This window comes from Paenibacillus sepulcri, from assembly GCF_042647105.1.
GTDB lineage: Bacteria > Bacillota > Bacilli > Paenibacillales > Paenibacillaceae > Paenibacillus_Z > Paenibacillus_Z sepulcri.
This window is the reverse complement of record NZ_JBHRUP010000001.1, coordinates 1050478-1068439: the sequence shown is the minus strand read 5'-3', so window position 1 is coordinate 1068439 and position 17962 is coordinate 1050478. Positions and strand designations below refer to the sequence as shown.

Annotated in this window: 16 protein-coding genes; 15 read left to right on the top strand and 1 reads right to left on the bottom strand. The window is 52.6% G+C overall.

Annotated features, from left to right (window positions below; all coding sequences use genetic code 11):
* The first annotated feature begins 127 nt into the window (after nucleotides 1-127).
* From fliK to ACFOLF_RS04770, 3 genes are read left to right on the top strand one after another with little or no spacing between them, the layout of a single operon-like run.
* The gene (gene fliK / locus ACFOLF_RS04780; RefSeq protein WP_210041240.1) at nucleotides 128-2056 is read left to right on the top strand and encodes a flagellar hook-length control protein FliK; all 1929 of its coding nucleotides are present in this window, start codon (nucleotides 128-130) and stop codon (nucleotides 2054-2056) included.
* Entirely contained in the window at nucleotides 2053-2346 is a 294-nt protein-coding gene (locus ACFOLF_RS04775; protein WP_210041238.1) for an EscU/YscU/HrcU family type III secretion system export apparatus switch protein, read from the top strand. The genes fliK and ACFOLF_RS04775 overlap by 4 nt, the downstream gene beginning before the upstream one ends.
* Nucleotides 2343-2744 carry a YraN family protein gene (locus tag ACFOLF_RS04770; RefSeq protein WP_379112689.1) on the top strand — a complete coding sequence of 134 codons (402 nt, stop codon included), beginning with the start codon at nucleotides 2343-2345 and terminating at the stop codon, nucleotides 2742-2744. The genes ACFOLF_RS04775 and ACFOLF_RS04770 overlap by 4 nt, the downstream gene beginning before the upstream one ends.
* A gap of 177 nt (nucleotides 2745-2921) precedes the next feature.
* Here the strand turns inward: ACFOLF_RS04770 and ACFOLF_RS04765 are convergent, their stop codons facing one another.
* Nucleotides 2922-4487, bottom strand: a complete 1566-nt coding sequence (locus ACFOLF_RS04765; RefSeq protein ID WP_210041236.1) for a YifB family Mg chelatase-like AAA ATPase — start codon at nucleotides 4485-4487, stop codon at nucleotides 2922-2924.
* A gap of 545 nt (nucleotides 4488-5032) precedes the next feature.
* Between ACFOLF_RS04765 and sucC the strand changes: the two genes are divergently transcribed.
* The 12 genes from sucC to fliF all read left to right on the top strand — a co-directional run bounded on the left by sucC (nucleotide 5033) and on the right by fliF (nucleotide 17952).
* Nucleotides 5033-6193 carry an ADP-forming succinate--CoA ligase subunit beta gene (sucC, locus tag ACFOLF_RS04760; RefSeq protein WP_210041234.1) on the top strand — a complete coding sequence of 387 codons (1161 nt, stop codon included), beginning with the start codon at nucleotides 5033-5035 and terminating at the stop codon, nucleotides 6191-6193.
* A gap of 59 nt (nucleotides 6194-6252) precedes the next feature.
* On the top strand, nucleotides 6253-7185 hold the full coding sequence (gene sucD / locus ACFOLF_RS04755; protein ID WP_210041231.1) for a succinate--CoA ligase subunit alpha: 933 nt from the start codon (nucleotides 6253-6255) through the stop codon (nucleotides 7183-7185).
* A 219-nt stretch (nucleotides 7186-7404) separates the two neighbouring features.
* Complete coding sequence (gene dprA, locus ACFOLF_RS04750; RefSeq protein WP_379112692.1) at nucleotides 7405-8541, top strand: DNA-processing protein DprA; 1137 nt, start codon at nucleotides 7405-7407, stop codon at nucleotides 8539-8541.
* 26 nt (nucleotides 8542-8567) lie between these two features.
* Nucleotides 8568-10664 (top strand): type I DNA topoisomerase, encoded by a 2097-nt coding sequence (gene topA / locus ACFOLF_RS04745; RefSeq protein WP_210041229.1) that lies wholly within the window; start codon nucleotides 8568-8570, stop codon nucleotides 10662-10664.
* Nucleotides 10665-10699: 35 nt separating this feature from the next.
* Nucleotides 10700-12046: an FADH(2)-oxidizing methylenetetrahydrofolate--tRNA-(uracil(54)-C(5))-methyltransferase TrmFO gene (gene trmFO / locus ACFOLF_RS04740; protein WP_210041227.1), complete on the top strand. Its 1347-nt coding sequence runs from the start codon at nucleotides 10700-10702 to the stop codon at nucleotides 12044-12046.
* A gap of 54 nt (nucleotides 12047-12100) precedes the next feature.
* Nucleotides 12101-12646, top strand: a complete 546-nt coding sequence (hslV, locus tag ACFOLF_RS04735; RefSeq protein ID WP_210041225.1) for an ATP-dependent protease subunit HslV — start codon at nucleotides 12101-12103, stop codon at nucleotides 12644-12646.
* Between the two features lie 37 nt (nucleotides 12647-12683).
* Complete coding sequence (gene hslU / locus ACFOLF_RS04730; protein ID WP_210041223.1) at nucleotides 12684-14090, top strand: ATP-dependent protease ATPase subunit HslU; 1407 nt, start codon at nucleotides 12684-12686, stop codon at nucleotides 14088-14090.
* Nucleotides 14091-14122: 32 nt separating this feature from the next.
* A complete protein-coding gene (gene codY, locus ACFOLF_RS04725) occupies nucleotides 14123-14893 on the top strand; it encodes a GTP-sensing pleiotropic transcriptional regulator CodY (RefSeq protein WP_210041221.1) in 771 nt (256 codons plus the stop codon).
* 238 nt (nucleotides 14894-15131) lie between these two features.
* On the top strand, nucleotides 15132-15536 hold the full coding sequence (gene flgB / locus ACFOLF_RS04720) for a flagellar basal body rod protein FlgB (RefSeq protein WP_210041219.1): 405 nt from the start codon (nucleotides 15132-15134) through the stop codon (nucleotides 15534-15536).
* Nucleotides 15537-15541: 5 nt separating this feature from the next.
* Entirely contained in the window at nucleotides 15542-15991 is a 450-nt protein-coding gene (gene flgC, locus ACFOLF_RS04715; protein WP_210041217.1) for a flagellar basal body rod protein FlgC, read from the top strand.
* A gap of 36 nt (nucleotides 15992-16027) precedes the next feature.
* Nucleotides 16028-16336, top strand: coding sequence for a flagellar hook-basal body complex protein FliE (fliE, locus tag ACFOLF_RS04710; RefSeq protein WP_379112694.1), 309 nt, complete (start codon nucleotides 16028-16030; stop codon nucleotides 16334-16336).
* 44 nt (nucleotides 16337-16380) lie between these two features.
* Nucleotides 16381-17952, top strand: a complete 1572-nt coding sequence (gene fliF / locus ACFOLF_RS04705; protein WP_210041215.1) for a flagellar basal-body MS-ring/collar protein FliF — start codon at nucleotides 16381-16383, stop codon at nucleotides 17950-17952.
* The last annotated feature ends 10 nt before the right edge of the window (nucleotides 17953-17962 follow it).

The window sequence follows — 17962 nt, the reverse complement described above, 5'->3', positions numbered from 1 at the left end:
ATATACCCATATGTTAATACAGATAGAGGATTCAGCCGATATTGAAAGGATAAGGACATCAGCGAATGGTTGGGCCATATAAAGCGGTGGATGCGTAGCTGCGGCTAAGGGAAGGAAGTGGCGGTTAATGAATATCGGACAATTGATGAGAGGGCTGATCGGCGATGCCCAGCCGGTTGACAGCAAGGCGCTGGAGCTGAAAATCGGACAAATTGTGCGCGGCGTTCTGCTGCAGGTGCTGGATAATCAGGATGCTCTGGTGCAGATCAATGGCGTTCAGGTTCGCGCCAAGCTGGAGGTGCCCCTGCAGCCGGGCCAGTCCACGCTGCTCCAGGTGCAGCCCCAGTCCGGCGGCGGCGCTTTGGTTCTGAAGCCCGTTGACCAGCAGGCCGCTGATCTGCCTGAGGGCAGTCTGAAGGAATGGGTAAAGGCGCTGGGGCTTCCGGATCAGAAATGGTCCCTTGCGCTGGTTCGCGATTTGCGCCGGGAAGGCGCGGCTCCCTTGAAGGATGCAGCGGCGCAGTTTCAAGAGGCCAAGGCCGCCATGCCTGCCGGCGGCGACGCCAGGCTGTGGATGCAGGCGGCTGCGCTTGGCTATAAGCGCGGCCTGCCGATAACCGCAGCGACGATCGGCTCGCTGCAGCAGGTGTTGAGCGGTACGCAGGCGCATGCTCTTCTGGAGGCGCTGGAGCAGGGTCTGGCCGCCTGGAGCGGCGCGTCCGCGGGTGATAACGCGGACGACCCCGCGCAGCCGCGTACTGCGGCGCAGGCGGCTGCAGCGAAGCTGGCGGCGCTGCTGCCCGAAGGGGCAGCGCTGATGCGCGCAGCGCAGGGCGCGGGCGGGGCGCAGCCGCCCGCCGCAGGTCCGGGCGCGGGCACAGCCGCCGCGCCCGAGGCGGGAGCAGCGGGCGAAGCTGCTGCTCCTTCAGCTGCGCGAAGCGCAGCAATGGCCGCGCCGGTACCCGGCAGCGCGACCGGGGCGCCCCCCGCTGAGCGCGCAGCAGCGGGGGCGCAGGCGGCTGGCGCCTCCGCAGCCGCTGGAGGCGCCAAGCCCGCTCCAGCCGCGCAGCCAACCGCCGCAGGCGCGGCGCAGCAAGCTCCGAGCGCAGCGGCCGAAGATTCCGCTGCGGCGGGTAACCCGCAGCGCGCAGGCGGCTGGGTCGGCCAGCTTATCAAATGGCTTGGCGTCGATCACGAGCATCTGCTGGCTGCCTCCGCCGGGTCGTCCCCAAAAGACGGGACAGCGGCGGAGCCGCCCGCAAACGAGGCGCGTGCATCCAAACCGTCAGAGAACAACCCGCAGCAGCCTGCGCGGATTGTTGCCGCTGCTCATCAAGAGACCCACGCTCCCCTTGAGCAGAAAAGCGCTAATAACCCTTCGCCGGCGGATATGTCCCGTCAGCCTGGTTCCTCTTCGCTGCCAGTTCATGCTGCCGCAGATGAAGGAGCTTTGCCCGGGCCTGCGCAGTCAACCGCTGACAAGCCAGCCGCTGCAGATACGCTCAAGAGCGCGCTGATCACGCTTGCTGCCGGGGATGACGTGCCGCAGGCGCTGAAAGATACCGCGCAGCAGCTGGTCCAGCATATTACCGGCCAGCAGCTTCTGTTGACTCCTGAACGTACCGCCTCGCTATTTTCGCATGTCACCCTGTTCATTCCGATGCAGGGGCAGGATGGAAGCCAAACCGCATCCGTACATATCCAGACGCGCCGCGGGCGCAAGGGGGAGCTGGATGCTGAGAACTGCAGGCTCTTATTTGATCTGCGCATGAACACGCTGGGAGAGACGGTTGTTGATGTACAGGTAGTCAATAAAATAGTCAGTCTGAATCTATGGAATGATCATCCTGCAATTGCGGAATTGCTTGAATCATCCAGACCCGAGATGAACGAGGCGCTTCAGAAAGCGGGCTTCCAGCTTTTGTCGCTGCGTGCAACGCCGATGCCCGACAGAAGCCGGCAGGGTGAAGACGGGTCATCGGTGGAGGATTCCTCCGCTGCAGTTGTTCCGGCTTGGTCAATGAAGCCATACAAAGGGGTGGACTTCCGCGCATGAGGCAGGCAAAAGAGAAAGGTACGATCAAGAAAGCGGTGGCCCTGAAATATGAACCGGGCGAGCGCAGTGCGCCTGTCGTTATCGCCAAGGGCAACGGAACGATTGCGGAAGCGATTTTAAGCAAGGCGGCAGAAAACGGCATCCCGGTCCAGCATGATTCGTCACTTGTCGAGGTGCTGTCTAAGCTCGATATCGATCAGGAAATTCCTCCTGAGCTGTATACGCTGGTGGCCGAAATCTTGTCCTTCGTCTATCGCTCGGACCGAAGAGCGGGGGATATCGGGAAGTGAACAATTCCAGGAACAGACGCAATCCGTTGAAGCCGGACGACAGAGGCGCTACCGGCAGGCAGGGTGAGGAAGCGGCTGTGGAGCTGCTGCTTCAGGGAGGCTGCACCATTCTGCACCGCAATTGGCGCTGCCGCTTCGGCGAGCTGGATATTATCGCCAGACAGGGGGCTGAGCTTGTGTTTGTGGAGGTTAGAACAAGAAAAAGCGGCGGACGCTTTGGAACAGCGGCAGAATCCGTGGATGCGCGCAAACAGCGGCAGGTACGCACCATTGCCGAGGTTTATATGCAGGCAACCGGGACGCATGGGATGCCTGTCCGTTTCGATGTAATTGCTGTGATGGTCGACCGCGGCAGCGGCAGCGTCGTAGAACTGAATCATATAGAAGCGGCGTTTTAAAATGCCGCTGCAGGAAGAAACGGCTGCCTGCCTCTGGGGGGAATCCAGATTTCATTCCCACAAAAAATATCCAGCGTGTTATGGAATTTATACGTTCTCCTATTACAGACAAAGGCACTCGTATAGCTTCCTGACCCGGAAGCTTTACGAGTGCCTTTTATGATTTATGCCTGCTCTTTATAATGTAAGCAAATTCCGGTCGAGGCTGCGGTAGCCAACCGCTTCCGCGATATGCTCGGCCTCCACCAGATCGGATTGCTCAATATCGCTGATTGTCCGCGCCAGCTTCAATATCCGATCATGGGCGCGAAGACTTACGCCGAGTGAATCAAAGGCCAGCTTGAGCATCCGGTCGGCTTCCTGTGTCAAATCGACGGCACGCCTCAGCGAATCGCCTGCCAGTTCTGCGATTGGACGCAAGCCTTTCATCCGCTCCTGCTGGCGTGCGGATGCTTCCAGAACGATACCCCGCATTTGTGATGAGTTCATTCCGGTTTTCAGTCCTTCGGTTGTCGGCGGCCGAGGCACCTCGATATGCATGTCGATGCGGTCGAGCAGAGGTCCGGAAATTTTGGTGCGGTAGCGGGCGATCTGCTGGGGGCTGCACTGGCATAGATGGTCATCTGTTTCATGCCCATAATAGCCGCATGCGCATGGATTCATGGAAGCTGCCAGCAGAAAATGAGCCGGAAAGCGGAAAACGGCTCTGGATCTGGCGATTGTAACCTCCCGATCCTCAAGCGGCTGCCTGAGCACCTCCAGAGCTGTCCGCGAGAACTCGGGCAGCTCGTCCAGAAACAGAACGCCGCGATGTGCAAGCGTGACCTCGCCGGGTCTTGGAACTGATCCTCCCCCGATAAGGCCCGCAGCAGATATCGTATGATGGGGAGTCCGGAATGGACGCTCCCTCATCAAGGCCGGTCCGTGTCCGAGCTTGCCGGCCGCGCTGTAAACTTTGGTCACCTGGAGTGCCTCCGCTTCCTCAAGAGGAGGCATAATGCCCGGGAGCCTGCGGGCAAGCATGGTTTTGCCCGTACCCGGCGGACCGGACAGCAGCACATTATGCTGGCCAACAGCGGCAATGAGCATGGCACGCTTGGCATGGTGCTGACCAAGGACATCGCCGTAGTCGCCTTGTTCAAACAGCTGCTTGCCAGCTTCGCCATCCGGATAGCGAAGCCGCGATGCGGCTCTGTGATCGTAGCGGAGAGCTTCCCAATTGCCGAGTTTTGTTCCATTTTGCCGGGAATCCCCCAGTTCGCGCAAATGCCGGATACCGAACAATTCCAAACCGTCAATGCAAGCGGCTTCCGCAGCGTTCTCCTCCGGCAGAAGAACACGCCCCATACCGGCTGTTCTTGCCTGCTCCACCATGGCAAGCACACCGTTAACAGGTCTGATTTCCCCGCTTAGGGACAGCTCGCCCAGCACAAGCGTACCCTGATACAGCTCCGGAAGAAGCTGGCCGCTCGCGGACAGGATGCCGGCGGCAATAGCCAGATCAAAGGCGGTACCTTCCTTGCGCAGATCCGCCGGGGCAAGATTGACCGTAATCCGCTCCATAGGAAATTTAAATCCGCAGTTTTTGACTGCGGCTCTGACGCGCTCGATGGATTCGCGTACCGCCGGGTCGGGGAGCCCCACTACATTTACCTGCGGCAAGCCGTTCGAGATATCCACCTCAACCGTAATCAGTCTGCCTTCAACTCCGTACACACTGGCGCTGAACATACTTCCGTACATACAAAAAAACACCCCCATCGTCATATCGGATGAAGGTTCTTCCTCACGTGTCCGTATCAAGCTTGCTATTTCCCCATAATAGTCCAGACCATAAATGGTTGTCAATAAATGGTTGTCAATATAAGCTCCTTTGTGTGAAGAGGCAAATGGATATCAATTCATGACCGATATATTTCTGACAATAGGTCATAATATAGCGGACGAGAATCAGACGTTAAAGCCGTCCAATATTAAGGTCAATTGCCTGAAATCCCATCTCGATTCGAGATGGAACTAATATCAAAAAAGCTCGAGCTTTATCACAAATAATTAGGAAAGCCCTGCTGAAACGTGCTACAATAGTAAGGGTTTTAAGCGAAGACAAGGGAGAGCCGCCCTGGCATCTGATGATGTTCGAGCAGTTTTCTTCCCCACAGAAATATAAGTAAGGTCCGTAAGAGGCCGGCTTCCTTTCCACTGGGAATCTGTCGCTTCTGCAGCACTTTGCTTATTATTCTTTTGTCTAGAGATCGTAGGATTTGACTGCGGATAGGAGGATTCTCGTAATGAATATCCATGAGTATCAAGGAAAAGCGCTTTTGAAACAGTACGGGGTCGTCGTTCCAGAGGGTAAAGTGGCATTTTCTGTCGATGAAGCGGTAGAAGCTGCCGAAGCGCTCGGAACACCGATTGTTGTGGTAAAAGCCCAAATCCACGCAGGTGGACGCGGTAAAGCAGGCGGCGTCAAGGTTGCCAAAAATTTGGACGAGGTCCGCGCATATGCGGGCGAAATCCTGGGTAAAGTGCTGGTAACGCACCAGACAGGTCCTGAAGGTAAAGAAGTGAAGCGCCTGCTGATCGAGCAAGGCTGCGACATTAAGAAAGAATATTATGTCGGTGTCGTGGTCGACCGTGGAACAGGCCGTATTGTAATGATGGCTTCCGAAGAGGGCGGCACGGAGATTGAAGAAGTGGCCGAGCACTCCCCGGAGAAAATCTTTAAAGAAGTGATTGATCCGGCTATCGGGCTGCAGCCATTCCAGGCGAAGAAGCTGGCTTACGCCATCAACATTCCTAATGAGCTGGTCAATAAAGCAGCCAAGTTCATGCTTGCGCTTTATGCGGCTTTTGTGGACAAGGATTGCTCCATTGCGGAAATCAATCCACTTGTTGTCACAGGCGACGGCAATGTCATGGCGCTTGACGCCAAACTGAACTTTGACTCCAATGCGCTCTATCGTCACAAGGATATCCTTGAGCTCCGCGATCTGGATGAAGAGGATGCCAAAGAAATTCAAGCTTCCAAATTCGACCTTAGCTATATCGCCCTGGACGGCAATATCGGCTGTATGGTCAACGGTGCGGGACTTGCTATGGCGACGATGGACATTATCAAATATTATGGCGGAGACCCGGCCAACTTCCTCGATGTAGGGGGCGGTGCTACGAAGGAGAAAGTCACGGAAGCCTTCAAAATCATTCTTTCCGATGAAAAAGTGAAGGGTATCTTCGTTAACATTTTTGGCGGAATCATGAAATGCGACATCATTGCTGATGGCGTTATTGCAGCTGCCAAAGAACTTGGACTGGATCGTCCGCTCGTTGTTCGCCTTGAGGGAACAAATGTGGAGCTGGGCAAAAAAATGTTGAACGAATCCGGATTGAACATCGTGGCCGCAGACTCCATGGCCGACGGCGCACAAAAAATCGTCGCGCTGGTGAAGTAGTCGTTTTCTCTTCATAAGCATTGCGGCATACGAATTCATTTTAGGGGATGTGAGTTTCGATGAGTATTTTGGTCGACAAGAATACAAAAGTAATCACCCAAGGTATAACAGGCGCTACAGGGCTGTTTCATGCGAAAGGCGCCCTTGAATACGGCACGCAGATGGTTGGCGGCGTAACGCCGGGCAAAGGCGGAACGAACGTTGATATCACGCTGGAGAACGGCGAAACCGTTTCTCTGCCGGTTTTCAACACCGTTGTTGACGCGGTTGCCAAAACAGGCGCTACGGCATCTGTCATCTATGTTCCTCCGGCATTTGCGGCAGATTCCATCCTGGAAGCGATTGACGCCGAACTGGATCTGGTTATCTGCATTACGGAAGGCATCCCGGTTATTGATATGATCAAGGTAACCCGTTATCTGGAAGGGCGCAAAACGCGTCTCATCGGTCCTAACTGTCCGGGTGTCATCACTCCGGGTGAATGTAAAATCGGCATAATGCCGGGTTATATTCATACCAAAGGCCATGTAGGCGTCGTTTCGCGAAGCGGAACGCTCACGTATGAAGCGGTTCACCAGCTGACTGCGCGCGGTATCGGCCAGTCTTCTGCTGTCGGTATCGGCGGAGACCCTGTCAAAGGGTCCGAGTTTATCGATATTCTGGATATGTTCAATAACGATCCGGACACCTATGCCGTGATCATGATTGGTGAAATCGGCGGTTCCGCAGAAGAAGAAGCGGCCGAGTGGGTCAAAGCCAACATGAAGAAACCTGTCGTTGGTTTCATCGGAGGCGCAACGGCGCCTCCGGGCAAACGCATGGGCCATGCCGGCGCGATTATCTCCGGCGGTAAGGGAACGGCAGCCGAGAAAATTGCCACTCTTGAGAAATGCGGCATCAAAGTTGCGCCTACGCCTTCTGAAATGGGATCAACTTTGGTAAGCGTTCTGGAGGAGCAAGGACTTCTGGAGAAATGCACAACCAATAAATAAGCTTATCCGTCAATGATTGAGGAGAAGGTACAGAATGTAACCTTTTCGATTGGCTAAAAATAAGCTTCAACCTAAAGGTAAGCAACCTTTCGCCAGCCCGTAATGGGCTCGAAAGGTTGCTTTTTTTGTTTCTATTATTCAGGGCGGCTTGCATTCTGATTCCATGTCAAGCAAAATAGGGTAAGGATGTGAGCCCCTCACCAAGGGGCGATAACGATTATGTTGAATGATAACTTTAATGAAGAGATGCGAAGAGAAGTTCTGATCACCTTGCATGAAACGCCGGGTGTTGGCTGGCATACAATTCAAAAAGCGGCTTCATACGGCGCCTGGTCCTGCTACGAACGATTTACGGAGGAGGCCTGGTGCTCGTCGGTTGGCCTGAAGCCGGAACAGGCGAAGAAAATTATAGAAGCCTTCCGGCAATTGGACAAAAATACCCGCAGAGAGCGCTTCGAGAAGCTTGGTATAAAGGTTATGACTTTCTTTGACCCCGGCTACCCGACACTTCTGGCGCACACACCGCAGCCTCCATGGGTCTTATATTTAATCGGGCACATAGATCTGTTATACCGGCCGACGATGGCAATCGTAGGCACCAGAGGCCCTACATCGTACGGTAGACGGGCCGCAGCCGATATGGCCGGTCAGTTATCAAGGCGCGGGCTGACCGTTGTCAGCGGCCTTGCTCGAGGCATAGACAGCATTGCCCACGTAGGGGCGCTCCCTTCACCAGGAGGCACCATCGCTGTACTGGGCACGCCTATTGATAAAGTGTATCCTGCCGAGAACCGTTCACTATATCGCGAGATTGGATATGGAGGCAATGGCTTGATCGTATCGGAAGTACCGCTCGGCACACCTTTTCATCCCGGCTTGTTTCCGCTGCGCAACAGGATCATTGCCGGATTGTCGCTGGGAACAATCGTCATTGAAGCAGCCGAGAGGAGCGGTTCACTCATTACGGCCGATCAGGCTTTTGATATGTCCAGAGAGGTTTTTGCCTTGCCTGGCCCGATATCGTCACCAAAGAGCGGAGGCACGAATATGCTTATCCGAACAGGCACCGCCAAACTTATATCTTCCGTGGAGCATGTTTTGGAGGAGTATGAAGGCCGACTGCCGCTCCCGCATGAGGGAAGTGCAGGAGACAGGGAACAGGACGCCCGGGAAGATATTACACTGAGCAAGGATGAGGCTTTCATCTATACTTTACTAAAGGATAAACCGCTCTCTTCGGATGAGCTCCACGAGCTGACATCGTTCCCGTTTGGACTTTTACACGCAACTCTGATAAATTTAACTGTAAAACGGAAGATTGAACAGCATCCTGGTTCCATATATAGTGTTAGGTAATATGCAGCAGAAAGGGGGACGCATGAATGGCGGATTCACTTGTAATCGTCGAATCACCGGCAAAAGCGAAAACGATCGGAAAATATTTAGGCAGCAAATTCATCGTAAAAGCATCGATGGGACATATACGCGATTTGCCGAAAAGCCAGATCGGTGTTGAGGTCGACAATGACTTCAATCCCAAATACATTACGATCCGCGGGAAAGGCAGCGTTCTCAAGGAACTCAAGGACGCCAGCAAAAAAGTCAAAAAAGTTTATCTCGCGGCTGACCCGGATCGCGAAGGGGAAGCGATCGCCTGGCATTTGGCGCACTATCTGGAAATCAACGAAGGCGATTCCTGCCGCGTTGTGTTTAATGAAATTACGAAGCAAGCGGTCAAGGATGCATTCAAGACTCCGCGTCCTATTAATATGGATTTGGTGAATGCCCAGCAGGCACGCCGGATCCTGGATCGACTTGTCGGCTATAAAATCAGTCCGCTGCTGTGGAAGAAGGTAAAAAAAGGCCTTTCTGCAGGTCGCGTCCAATCGGTAGCGGTCAAGCTCATTATCGATCGGGAGAACGAAATCGATGCGTTTATTCCCGAGGAGTATTGGACGATCACCACGCAGCTCAAGCATAATGATGTCTCCTTTGAAGCCAAGTATCATTCCTTGAATGGCGAGAAACGGGAGCTGGGAAGCGAACAAGATGTGCAGGAGGTTCTTCAGGCAATGGGGAACTCCGCCTATACCGTCGCAGAAGTGAAGGAGAAAGAGAGACTGCGCAATCCGGCGCCTCCCTTCATTACAAGCTCGCTTCAGCAGGAGGCTGCCCGCAAGCTCGGATTCCGAGCTTCGAAGACCATGTCCGTCGCGCAGCAGCTGTACGAGGGTGTGGAACTTGGCAAAGAAGGAACGGTAGGTCTCATCACTTATATGCGTACCGATTCGACCCGTATTTCCCCGATAGCTCAAGAGGAAGCAAAGGGCTATATCGAGGAGAAATACGGCTCTTCCTTCGTTCCGGATCAGCCCCGTGTCTATGTCAAGAAGAACAGCAATGCGCAGGATGCCCATGAAGCGGTCAGACCGACTTCTGTGCTCCGCGATCCGGATTCGATGAAAGAGTTCTTGAGCCGCGATCAATTCCGTCTATATAAACTGGTTTGGGAACGGTTCGTTGCCAGCCAGATGACATCTGCGGTACTGGATACGATGACGGTTGATCTGAATGTCGGTACGGCCGTATTCCGGGCAAACGGCTCCAAAATAAAGTTCCAGGGCTTTATGAAAATTTATGTCGAGGGCAATGACGATGGAGCTACGGATGAAGAAAAGTTCCTGCCCCCGCTTGCTGTAGGCGATATCGCCGAGCCGGAAGTCGTAGATCCCAAACAGCATTTTACGCAGCCTCCCCCAAGATATTCGGAAGCGCGTCTGGTCCGTACAATGGAGGAAGTCGGCATCGGCCGCCCGAGCACCTATGCGCCTACGCTTGAAACGATCCAAAAGCGCGGCTATGTGGCGATGGAAGAGAAAAAATTCATTCCTACAGAGCTGGGCGACCTGGTTATCCAACTGATGGAGGAGTTTTTTCCGGAAATTCTCAATGCCGAGTTTACCGCCCATATGGAAGAGGATCTGGACCATGTCGAGGATGGCAAAGAGGATTGGGTTCGCGTTCTGGCGGCCTTCTACGAGACATTCGAGAAACGGTTGGAAGTGGCCGAAGATGAAATGAAGGAAATCGAGATCCAGGATGAAGTATCCGATGAAATTTGCGAGAAATGCGGCAGGCATCTGGTCTATAAGATGGGCCGCTTCGGAAAATTTCTGGCTTGTTCGGGATTTCCGGAATGCCGCAACACGAAGCCTATCGTCAAGGATATCGGGGTGACCTGTCCCAAATGCGCGGTCGGCAAAATTATTGAAAGACGAAGCAAGAAAGGCCGGTTTTTCTATGGCTGCGATCAATATCCTGGCTGTGATTATGTCTCCTGGGATAAACCGTCAAGCAAGCCTTGTCCACAGTGCGCCGGCTTAATGGTCGAGAAGCGCAACAGGAGCGGCGCCCGTCTGCAGTGCACGCAGTGCGACCACACCGAAGAGGTGCTGGAAGATCAGGATCAAGCCGAATAACAACTTCCGTATTATAGGAAAGGATGGTAAGTTCATTGTCCGATTTACAACGCGTCACCGTTATTGGAGCGGGCCTTGCCGGCAGCGAGGCTGCCTGGCAAATCGCGTCCCAGGGTGTACCCGTGACTCTATATGAAATGAGACCGCAAACCCAGACACCGGCCCACCATACCCATCAATTTGCCGAGCTCGTATGCAGCAACAGCCTGCGGGCCAATGGTCTCGCGAATGCAGTGGGTGTCCTCAAAGAAGAGATGAGGCGCCTAAGCTCGCTTATTCTGGAATGTGCCGATCTGCATGCCGTACCTGCGGGCGGGGCGCTCGCCGTTGATCGCGACGGCTTCTCCGGGGAGGTAACCAGACGCCTGCATGAGCATCCGCTGGTGGAGGTGCGCTGCGAAGAAGTAACCGATATTCCTGCCGACGGGATCGTGGTTATCGCTACCGGCCCGTTGACCGCGCCTAAGCTGTCCGCTCAAATCCAGGCGTTGATGGGCCAGGAGTATTTTTATTTCTACGATGCAGCCGCGCCGATTGTTGAGAAAGATTCTATCGATATGAGCAAAGTCTACCTGGCTTCCCGTTATGATAAAGGAGAAGCGGCTTATCTGAATTGTCCCATGAGCGAAGAAGAGTTTGAAGCTTTCTATGAGGCGCTCGTGACAGCAGAGAAAGCCGAAGTGAAGGAGTTTGAGAAAGAGCAGTATTTTGAAGGCTGCATGCCTGTTGAGGTCATTGCCAGCCGCGGCAAACAGACGCTGCTTTTCGGACCGATGAAGCCAGTCGGTCTGGTCAATCCGCATACCGGCAAGCTGCCACATGCCGTCGTCCAGCTGCGTCAGGACAATGCTGCGGGAACGCTTTACAATTTGGTCGGTTTTCAAACCCATCTTAAATGGGGCGAGCAAAAACGGGTATTATCTTTAATTCCGGGACTTGAGAATGCCGAATTCGTTCGGTTCGGAGTTATGCACCGCAACACATTCATCAATTCGCCGAAGCTGTTGAAGCCAAGTTACCAGCTGATCAACCGGGAAAGCCTCTTCTTTGCAGGGCAAATGACCGGCGTGGAAGGCTATGTGGAGTCAGCGGCGTCGGGTCTTATTGCCGGTATTAACGCAGGGAGGCTGGCCAAGGGGCTTGAGCCGCTCGTCTTCCCGGCCGGCACGACGCTCGGCAGCATGGCGAATTATATAACAACTGTCGATTTCAAGCATTTCCAGCCGATGAATGCGAATTTCGGTTTATTCCCGGCTCCGGAGAAACGCGCACGCAGCAAGAAGGAAAAGAATGAAGCCCTCGCCGGGCGCGCACTGGATCAGCTCGCGCAGTTCAAAGAGCAGTACATAAATGGTGCACCCGCAGGCATTGCTGGCGAATAGTCGTTAGAGCCCAAGCTTTACGGGTATGCGGAAATGAAGAAGGGGATGATTCTGATGGAAATGCAGTTTCATGCGACGACCATATGCGCCGTTCGCCATAACGGCAAAGGGGCCATCGCAGGAGATGGCCAGGTAACCTTCGGCAACAGCATGGTGATGAAGCATCATGCGAAGAAGGTCCGGCGGCTGTACCGCGGCCAGGTTGTAGCGGGGTTTGCCGGATCAGTGGCAGATGCGATTTCGTTATTCGAGAAGTTTGAAACGAAGCTTGAGGAGCATCATGGAAATTTGCAGCGTTCGGCTGTGGAGCTGGCGAAGGATTGGCGCTCGGACCGCGTGCTGCGCAGGCTGGAAGCGATGATGATTGTCATGGATGCAACCGGAATGCTGCTCATCTCCGGCAATGGGGAAATAATTGAACCAGATGACGGCATATTGGCGATTGGTTCAGGAGGAAGCTTTGCCCTTGCTGCAGCCCGTGCGCTCAGTCTGCATGCGACGAATTTGGAAGCTAGAGATATGGCGAGGTCTGCGCTTGAAATTGCCGCCGATATTTGTGTATTTACCAACCGTAATATTATTGTTGAAGAAATTGAGTAGTGCGGCCCGTGAGAGGTCCTATGTGGAGGGATAATCGATGGTAAACGAAGCGATGACGCCGAGACAAATAGTCACGGAACTTGACAAATATATTGTGGGTCAGAAGCAGGCGAAACGATCGGTGGCCGTAGCGCTGCGCAACCGTTACCGGAGAAATCGTCTGGACGAGACGCTGCGTGATGAAATTGTGCCGAAAAATATTTTGATGATCGGGCCGACAGGAGTCGGCAAGACCGAAATTGCCAGACGTCTGGCCAAGCTCGTGAAGGCTCCGTTCGTTAAAGTGGAGGCTACCAAATTCACAGAGGTCGGTTATGTCGGCCGCGATGTGGAGTCGATGGTACGCGATCTGGTGGAAACGTCAATCCGTATGGTCAAGTCCGAGAGGACAGAGCAGGTCAGTGACCGGGCGGAAGAACTGGCAAATGAGCGTATCGTGTCCATGCTGGTGCCATCCGCATCCAAATCCAAAGCGCAGAAAAACCCGCTTGAAATGCTGTTCGGCGGTAATTCGGGCGCCAAGGAGCCGCAGGAAGAGCCGCAGGAGAGCGAGTCGATTCTGGATCGCAGAAAGCAGGTTAAGGAGCAGCTTCTCGCAGGCAAGCTGGAGCAGGAAATCATTGAAATCGAAGTGGAGGATTCCTCTCCGAATATGCTTGATATGCTGTCCGGGCAAGGCGGCGAAGGAATGGGCATGGGGATGAATATCCAGGAAATGTTCGGCCAGCTGATGCCCAAGCGCACGAAGAAAAGAAAGCTGCCGATAAAAGAAGCCCGCAAGGCCCTTACACAAGAGGAAGCGAACAAACTGATTGATATGGATGATGTGATTGCGGAATCCGTAAGCCGGGCTGAGCAGTCGGGAATTATTTTTATCGATGAAATTGACAAAATCGCCAGCGGTTCGCGAGGCTCGGGTCCCGACGTTTCGCGCGAAGGCGTTCAGCGGGATATACTGCCCATTGTCGAAGGTTCGACCGTGATGACCAAATATGGGCCGGTAAAGACGGATTTTGTGTTGTTCATTGCCGCCGGCGCTTTCCATATTGCCAAACCGTCCGATCTGATTCCGGAGCTGCAGGGGAGGTTCCCGATTCGGGTGGAGCTGACCAATTTGACCCTTGAAGATTTTGTGAAGATTCTGACCGAGCCCAAAAACGCCCTTACAACACAATATACGGCGCTGTTGGAAACGGAAGGCATACGTATTGATTTTTCTGAGGAAGCGATTCATGAGCTGGCATCCATTGCGGCAGAGGTGAACAAGAATACGGAGAACATCGGCGCACGAAGACTGCATACCGTGCTGGAGAAGCTGCTTGAGGATCTATCGTTTGAAGCTCCTGAGCTATCGCTCGACCAGATGACCATAACACCGGAATATGTCCGGGAGAAGCTGGGCAACATTGCGAAAAACAGAGATTTGAGTCAATATATTTTGTAAAGGCTCGGAGTGGAAAGTAGGAGGAAGAGGTAATGATTTTACTTGCAAAAACGAGAACGCTGAACCGGCTGCTGCAGCGTGCGGCCGGAGGGGCGCTCAATTTCCGGGAAATGGCGGAGGTGCTGTGCACAACCATACAAGCGGATGTATTTGTGGTCAGCCGCAGAGGCAAGGTGCTGGGCTGTGCCGCCGTTGGACCTTACCAGCATGAGCAGCTTCGGGCATTGCCGCTTGAGGACATGCGTTTCTCAACCGAATGCAATGACCGTTTCATGAGCATGCAGGAGACGGTTACCAATGCCAAGCCTGATGAAGGCGTATGTGATGCGTTCCCGATGATGGCCGGTCATGAGAAAATGACGGTTGTCCCCATTGTTGGCGGAAGAGACCGTTTGGGAACTTTAGTGCTGCTGAGAAGCTCTGAGCCTTTTGGCGATGATGATTTGATACTTGCTGAATACGGTTCTACTATTGTCGGCATGGAGATTCTTCGCGAGCGTGCGGAAGAAATCGAAGTCGAGGCAAGGAGCAGGGCGGTGGTAGCTGTAGCGGTAGGCTCTCTGTCCTTTAGCGAGCTGGAGGCGGTTGAGCATATTTTTGAAGAGCTGGACGGCAAGGAAGGACTTCTCGTTGCATCTAAAATAGCGGATCGGGTAGGTATTACACGGTCGGTAATTGTTAACGCGCTGCGCAAACTGGAGAGTGCGGGTGTAATCGAAACTCGTTCTTTAGGCATGAAAGGGACCTATATAAAAACTTTAAATACGATGCTCCTGCAGGAATTGGCCAAAAATAAAGCCTGAGGACACAGGAAATGTAAAAAGCAGTCCTAAAATCCCGATTTTCAGCCCTATCTTTCAAAAAGATAGGGCTTTTTTCTTATTGTAATAAATTAGGAAATTAAGGAATATTAATTTAACGGCATTTATCGACAAGTAGTTCTCATTTTTTTAATATTCTTTTGTCGAACGAAGCAGGAATGAGGAAAATTCTGTTGAATATTAACAGAAGCAGACAAGATTAGAAAGCGGGGTCTCATCCATGTTATTGAACAGCCCGGGTTTCAACAGGCTGCAGGGTGCAATTAGTGCTGCAGAAATGCGCCAGCGTGTCCTTTCTGACAATGTAGCCAATTCCGACACGCCGGAATACAAACGTTCTGACGTTTCATTCGAGGAGCTTTTGGATCAGAGTCTGAGCAATGGAACGCCTGCTCTGGCAGGAAGGCGGACGAATGCACGCCATATTCCAATCGGCTCATCTTCTTCCGTACCTGCTCCCAGAGTTGTGACGGATGAGAATAGTGTGATGAATAACAACTCCAATAATGTCGATATTGATCGCGAAATGTCGATTCTTGCCGAAAATCAGTTGTCCTATAATTTCTACATTCAGCAGGTTAACCATGATGTCAAAATGATGCGAACAGCAATTGAAGGGAGATAGAAGAGATGAAGCTGACGAACGGATTTAATGCCAGCGCATCAGCTCTGACGGCGCAGCGTTTGCGGATGGACGTCATTTCTTCCAATATTGCCAACGCGGAAACGACCAGAGCAAGCTTTGTCAATGGCCGATACGAGCCGTACAAAAGAAAAATGGTTGTGCTTGAGCCGAATCAACCTTCGTTCTCAAGCATTATGAGCGGTCAGTTGAACGGTACCGGCAATGGCGGAGTAAAAGCGGTTCGCATCATGGAGGACAGCAGCCCTTCCAAATTGGTTTATAATCCGACTCATCCCGATGCCGATGCCAATGGGTATGTGAATATGCCCAATGTTGATATTGCGAAGGAAATGGTCGATATGATCGCTGCATCACGTTCTTATGAAGCCAATGTCACGGCATTGAATGCGACTAAAGGCATGTTTACCAAGGCGCTTGAGATTGGCAGAAGTTAAAACCAAATCTAACAGATATAATACGGAGGGATTCCAGTGATTAATCAAGCAACGATTAGTCCGGTGCTGTCAAGCCGCTTGACCAATATAAATCCAGTCAGCGAGAAAGCAACACCGGCGGAAATGACGCAAAGCTTCGGGGATTTTCTCCAAAATGCGCTTGACGGAGTCAGCGCTCAAGAATCGAATGTTTCGGCATTAACGGACCAGTTCATGCTGGGACAAGTAGATGTTTCACAAGTAATGATTGCTTCTTCGCAAGCGGAGCTCAGTTTGCAGTTAACCTCTCAAATCAGGAATAAGGTGATAGAAGCTTATCAAGAAATAATGCGAATGCAAGTGTAATACCTACTTCTTGAGGAGTCATAGCACATGATTGGGGTGGAATTGTGAACGAGAAATTCGCCCAATATCGGGGGAGAATTGCCCAGTATTGGAATGCAATGGGGAAGAATCAGAAAATATTGCTTGGTGCGTCTGTCGGGGTCCTGCTGCTTTCCGTGATTTTGCTTACCATCTTTTTTTCCAGAACCCAGTATGAAGTGGCCTTTCAAGATCTGGACAGTACGGATTCCGCTGCGGTAATGAACTATCTGGATACGAATAAAATTCCTTACAAGCTTGAGAATGGCGGAACGACGATTTCCGTTCCATCCGCCGACGCTGCCAAGGCCAAGGTGGAAGCCGGCTCTCAGGGACTTGTGCAAAATGGATCGATCGGATTTGAAGCTTTCAATGCCGGTGGATCGATGTTCGGTTCAACGGATCGTGAGTTTGATGTGAAATACCGCAACGCTTTAAACGGCGAGATTCAGCAGCTCCTTAATAATATGCAGGGTGTTCAGAAATCCAACGTTCTGGTCAACTTGCCAGAAACCAGCGTGTTTGTTTCGACAGAAGAGAAGGAACAAGCATCTGCCTCTATCATGATGGATTTCAAGCCAGGTTACCGACCATCACAAAAAGAAGTAGACGGGTACTACAATCTGGTAAAAACAGCCGTCCCCAATTTAAGTGTCGATAATATTACCATTTCCAGCCCAGAAGGAGAGCTGCTTGCCTCGACTGGTGTCGGCGGAAGTGCAGCTGGAAGCGCACTTGCTTTGGAAACCCACTATCAAATTCAGCATAAATACGAAGCCGATTTGAAACGTAATATTCAGCAATTTTTAGGCCGTATGGTCGGTATGGACAATTTGGTCGTCAATGTCCAAAGCACCATTAATTTTGACAAGAAGAAGACTGATCAGCAGCTGGTAGAGCCGCTCCCGAACAACAGCAATAATGGCATTATTATCAGCGAGCAATCCGACAGCAAAACATCCACAGGCTCAAGTGCTGCCGGCGGGGTGGCGGGAACCGGTGCAACGGATGTTCCAGGCTATCAGGCCACAGACGGAGGCGGAGCAGGGAGCTCTGAAGAGAATTCCCAGACCACGAATTATGAAGTGAATCGAATCAACAGCCAAATCGAATCAGGACCCTATGTAATTAAGGATTTGTCAATCAGCGTCGGTGTTGAGAAGACGAGGCTGGATGTTGATACGACAAACGGGATGAATGCCTTCCTCACTTCCCTCGTGCGGTCGCAGCTGATCGAATCCGGCCAGGATGTAAATGATGACGTATTAATAGCGAAAAAGGTTGCAGTTATTGGACAAACATTTGCCAGCACCAGCAGCGATGCTTCGGCATCTGGTTTATCCACAGGATGGCTTATCGGGATCGGCCTTGCAGCGCTGGCTATCATTGCCGGCCTTGTCTTCGTGGTGGTTCGTCGCCGTAAACAAAACGCAGCTCAAGAGGATGATCTCGTCGTTCCCGGTAAAGTGGAATATCCGACGATTGATCTTGATGCTGTTAACAATGAGAGCCAGGTACGTAAGCAGCTTGAGACACTTGCTAAACGTAAACCAGAGGAGTTTGTTAATCTACTCCGTACCTGGCTTGTTGATGAATAGAGGTGGCCCA

Bases quoted from the DNA above. Each gene is read 5' to 3' on its own strand.
- fliK (WP_210041240.1), top strand. From the start codon at position 128: ATGAATATCGGACAATTGATGAGAGGGCTGATCGGCGATGCCCAGCCG.
- ACFOLF_RS04775 (WP_210041238.1), top strand. From the start codon at position 2,053: ATGAGGCAGGCAAAAGAGAAAGGTACGATCAAGAAAGCGGTGGCCCTG.
- ACFOLF_RS04765 (WP_210041236.1), bottom strand. From the start codon at position 4,487: ATGTACGGAAGTATGTTCAGCGCCAGTGTGTACGGAGTTGAAGGCAGA.
- sucC (WP_210041234.1), top strand. From the start codon at position 5,033: ATGAATATCCATGAGTATCAAGGAAAAGCGCTTTTGAAACAGTACGGG.
- sucD (WP_210041231.1), top strand. From the start codon at position 6,253: ATGAGTATTTTGGTCGACAAGAATACAAAAGTAATCACCCAAGGTATA.
- dprA (WP_379112692.1), top strand. From the start codon at position 7,405: ATGTTGAATGATAACTTTAATGAAGAGATGCGAAGAGAAGTTCTGATC.
- topA (WP_210041229.1), top strand. From the start codon at position 8,568: ATGGCGGATTCACTTGTAATCGTCGAATCACCGGCAAAAGCGAAAACG.
- hslV (WP_210041225.1), top strand. From the start codon at position 12,101: ATGGAAATGCAGTTTCATGCGACGACCATATGCGCCGTTCGCCATAAC.
- hslU (WP_210041223.1), top strand. From the start codon at position 12,684: ATGGTAAACGAAGCGATGACGCCGAGACAAATAGTCACGGAACTTGAC.
- codY (WP_210041221.1), top strand. From the start codon at position 14,123: ATGATTTTACTTGCAAAAACGAGAACGCTGAACCGGCTGCTGCAGCGT.
- flgB (WP_210041219.1), top strand. From the start codon at position 15,132: ATGTTATTGAACAGCCCGGGTTTCAACAGGCTGCAGGGTGCAATTAGT.
- flgC (WP_210041217.1), top strand. From the start codon at position 15,542: ATGAAGCTGACGAACGGATTTAATGCCAGCGCATCAGCTCTGACGGCG.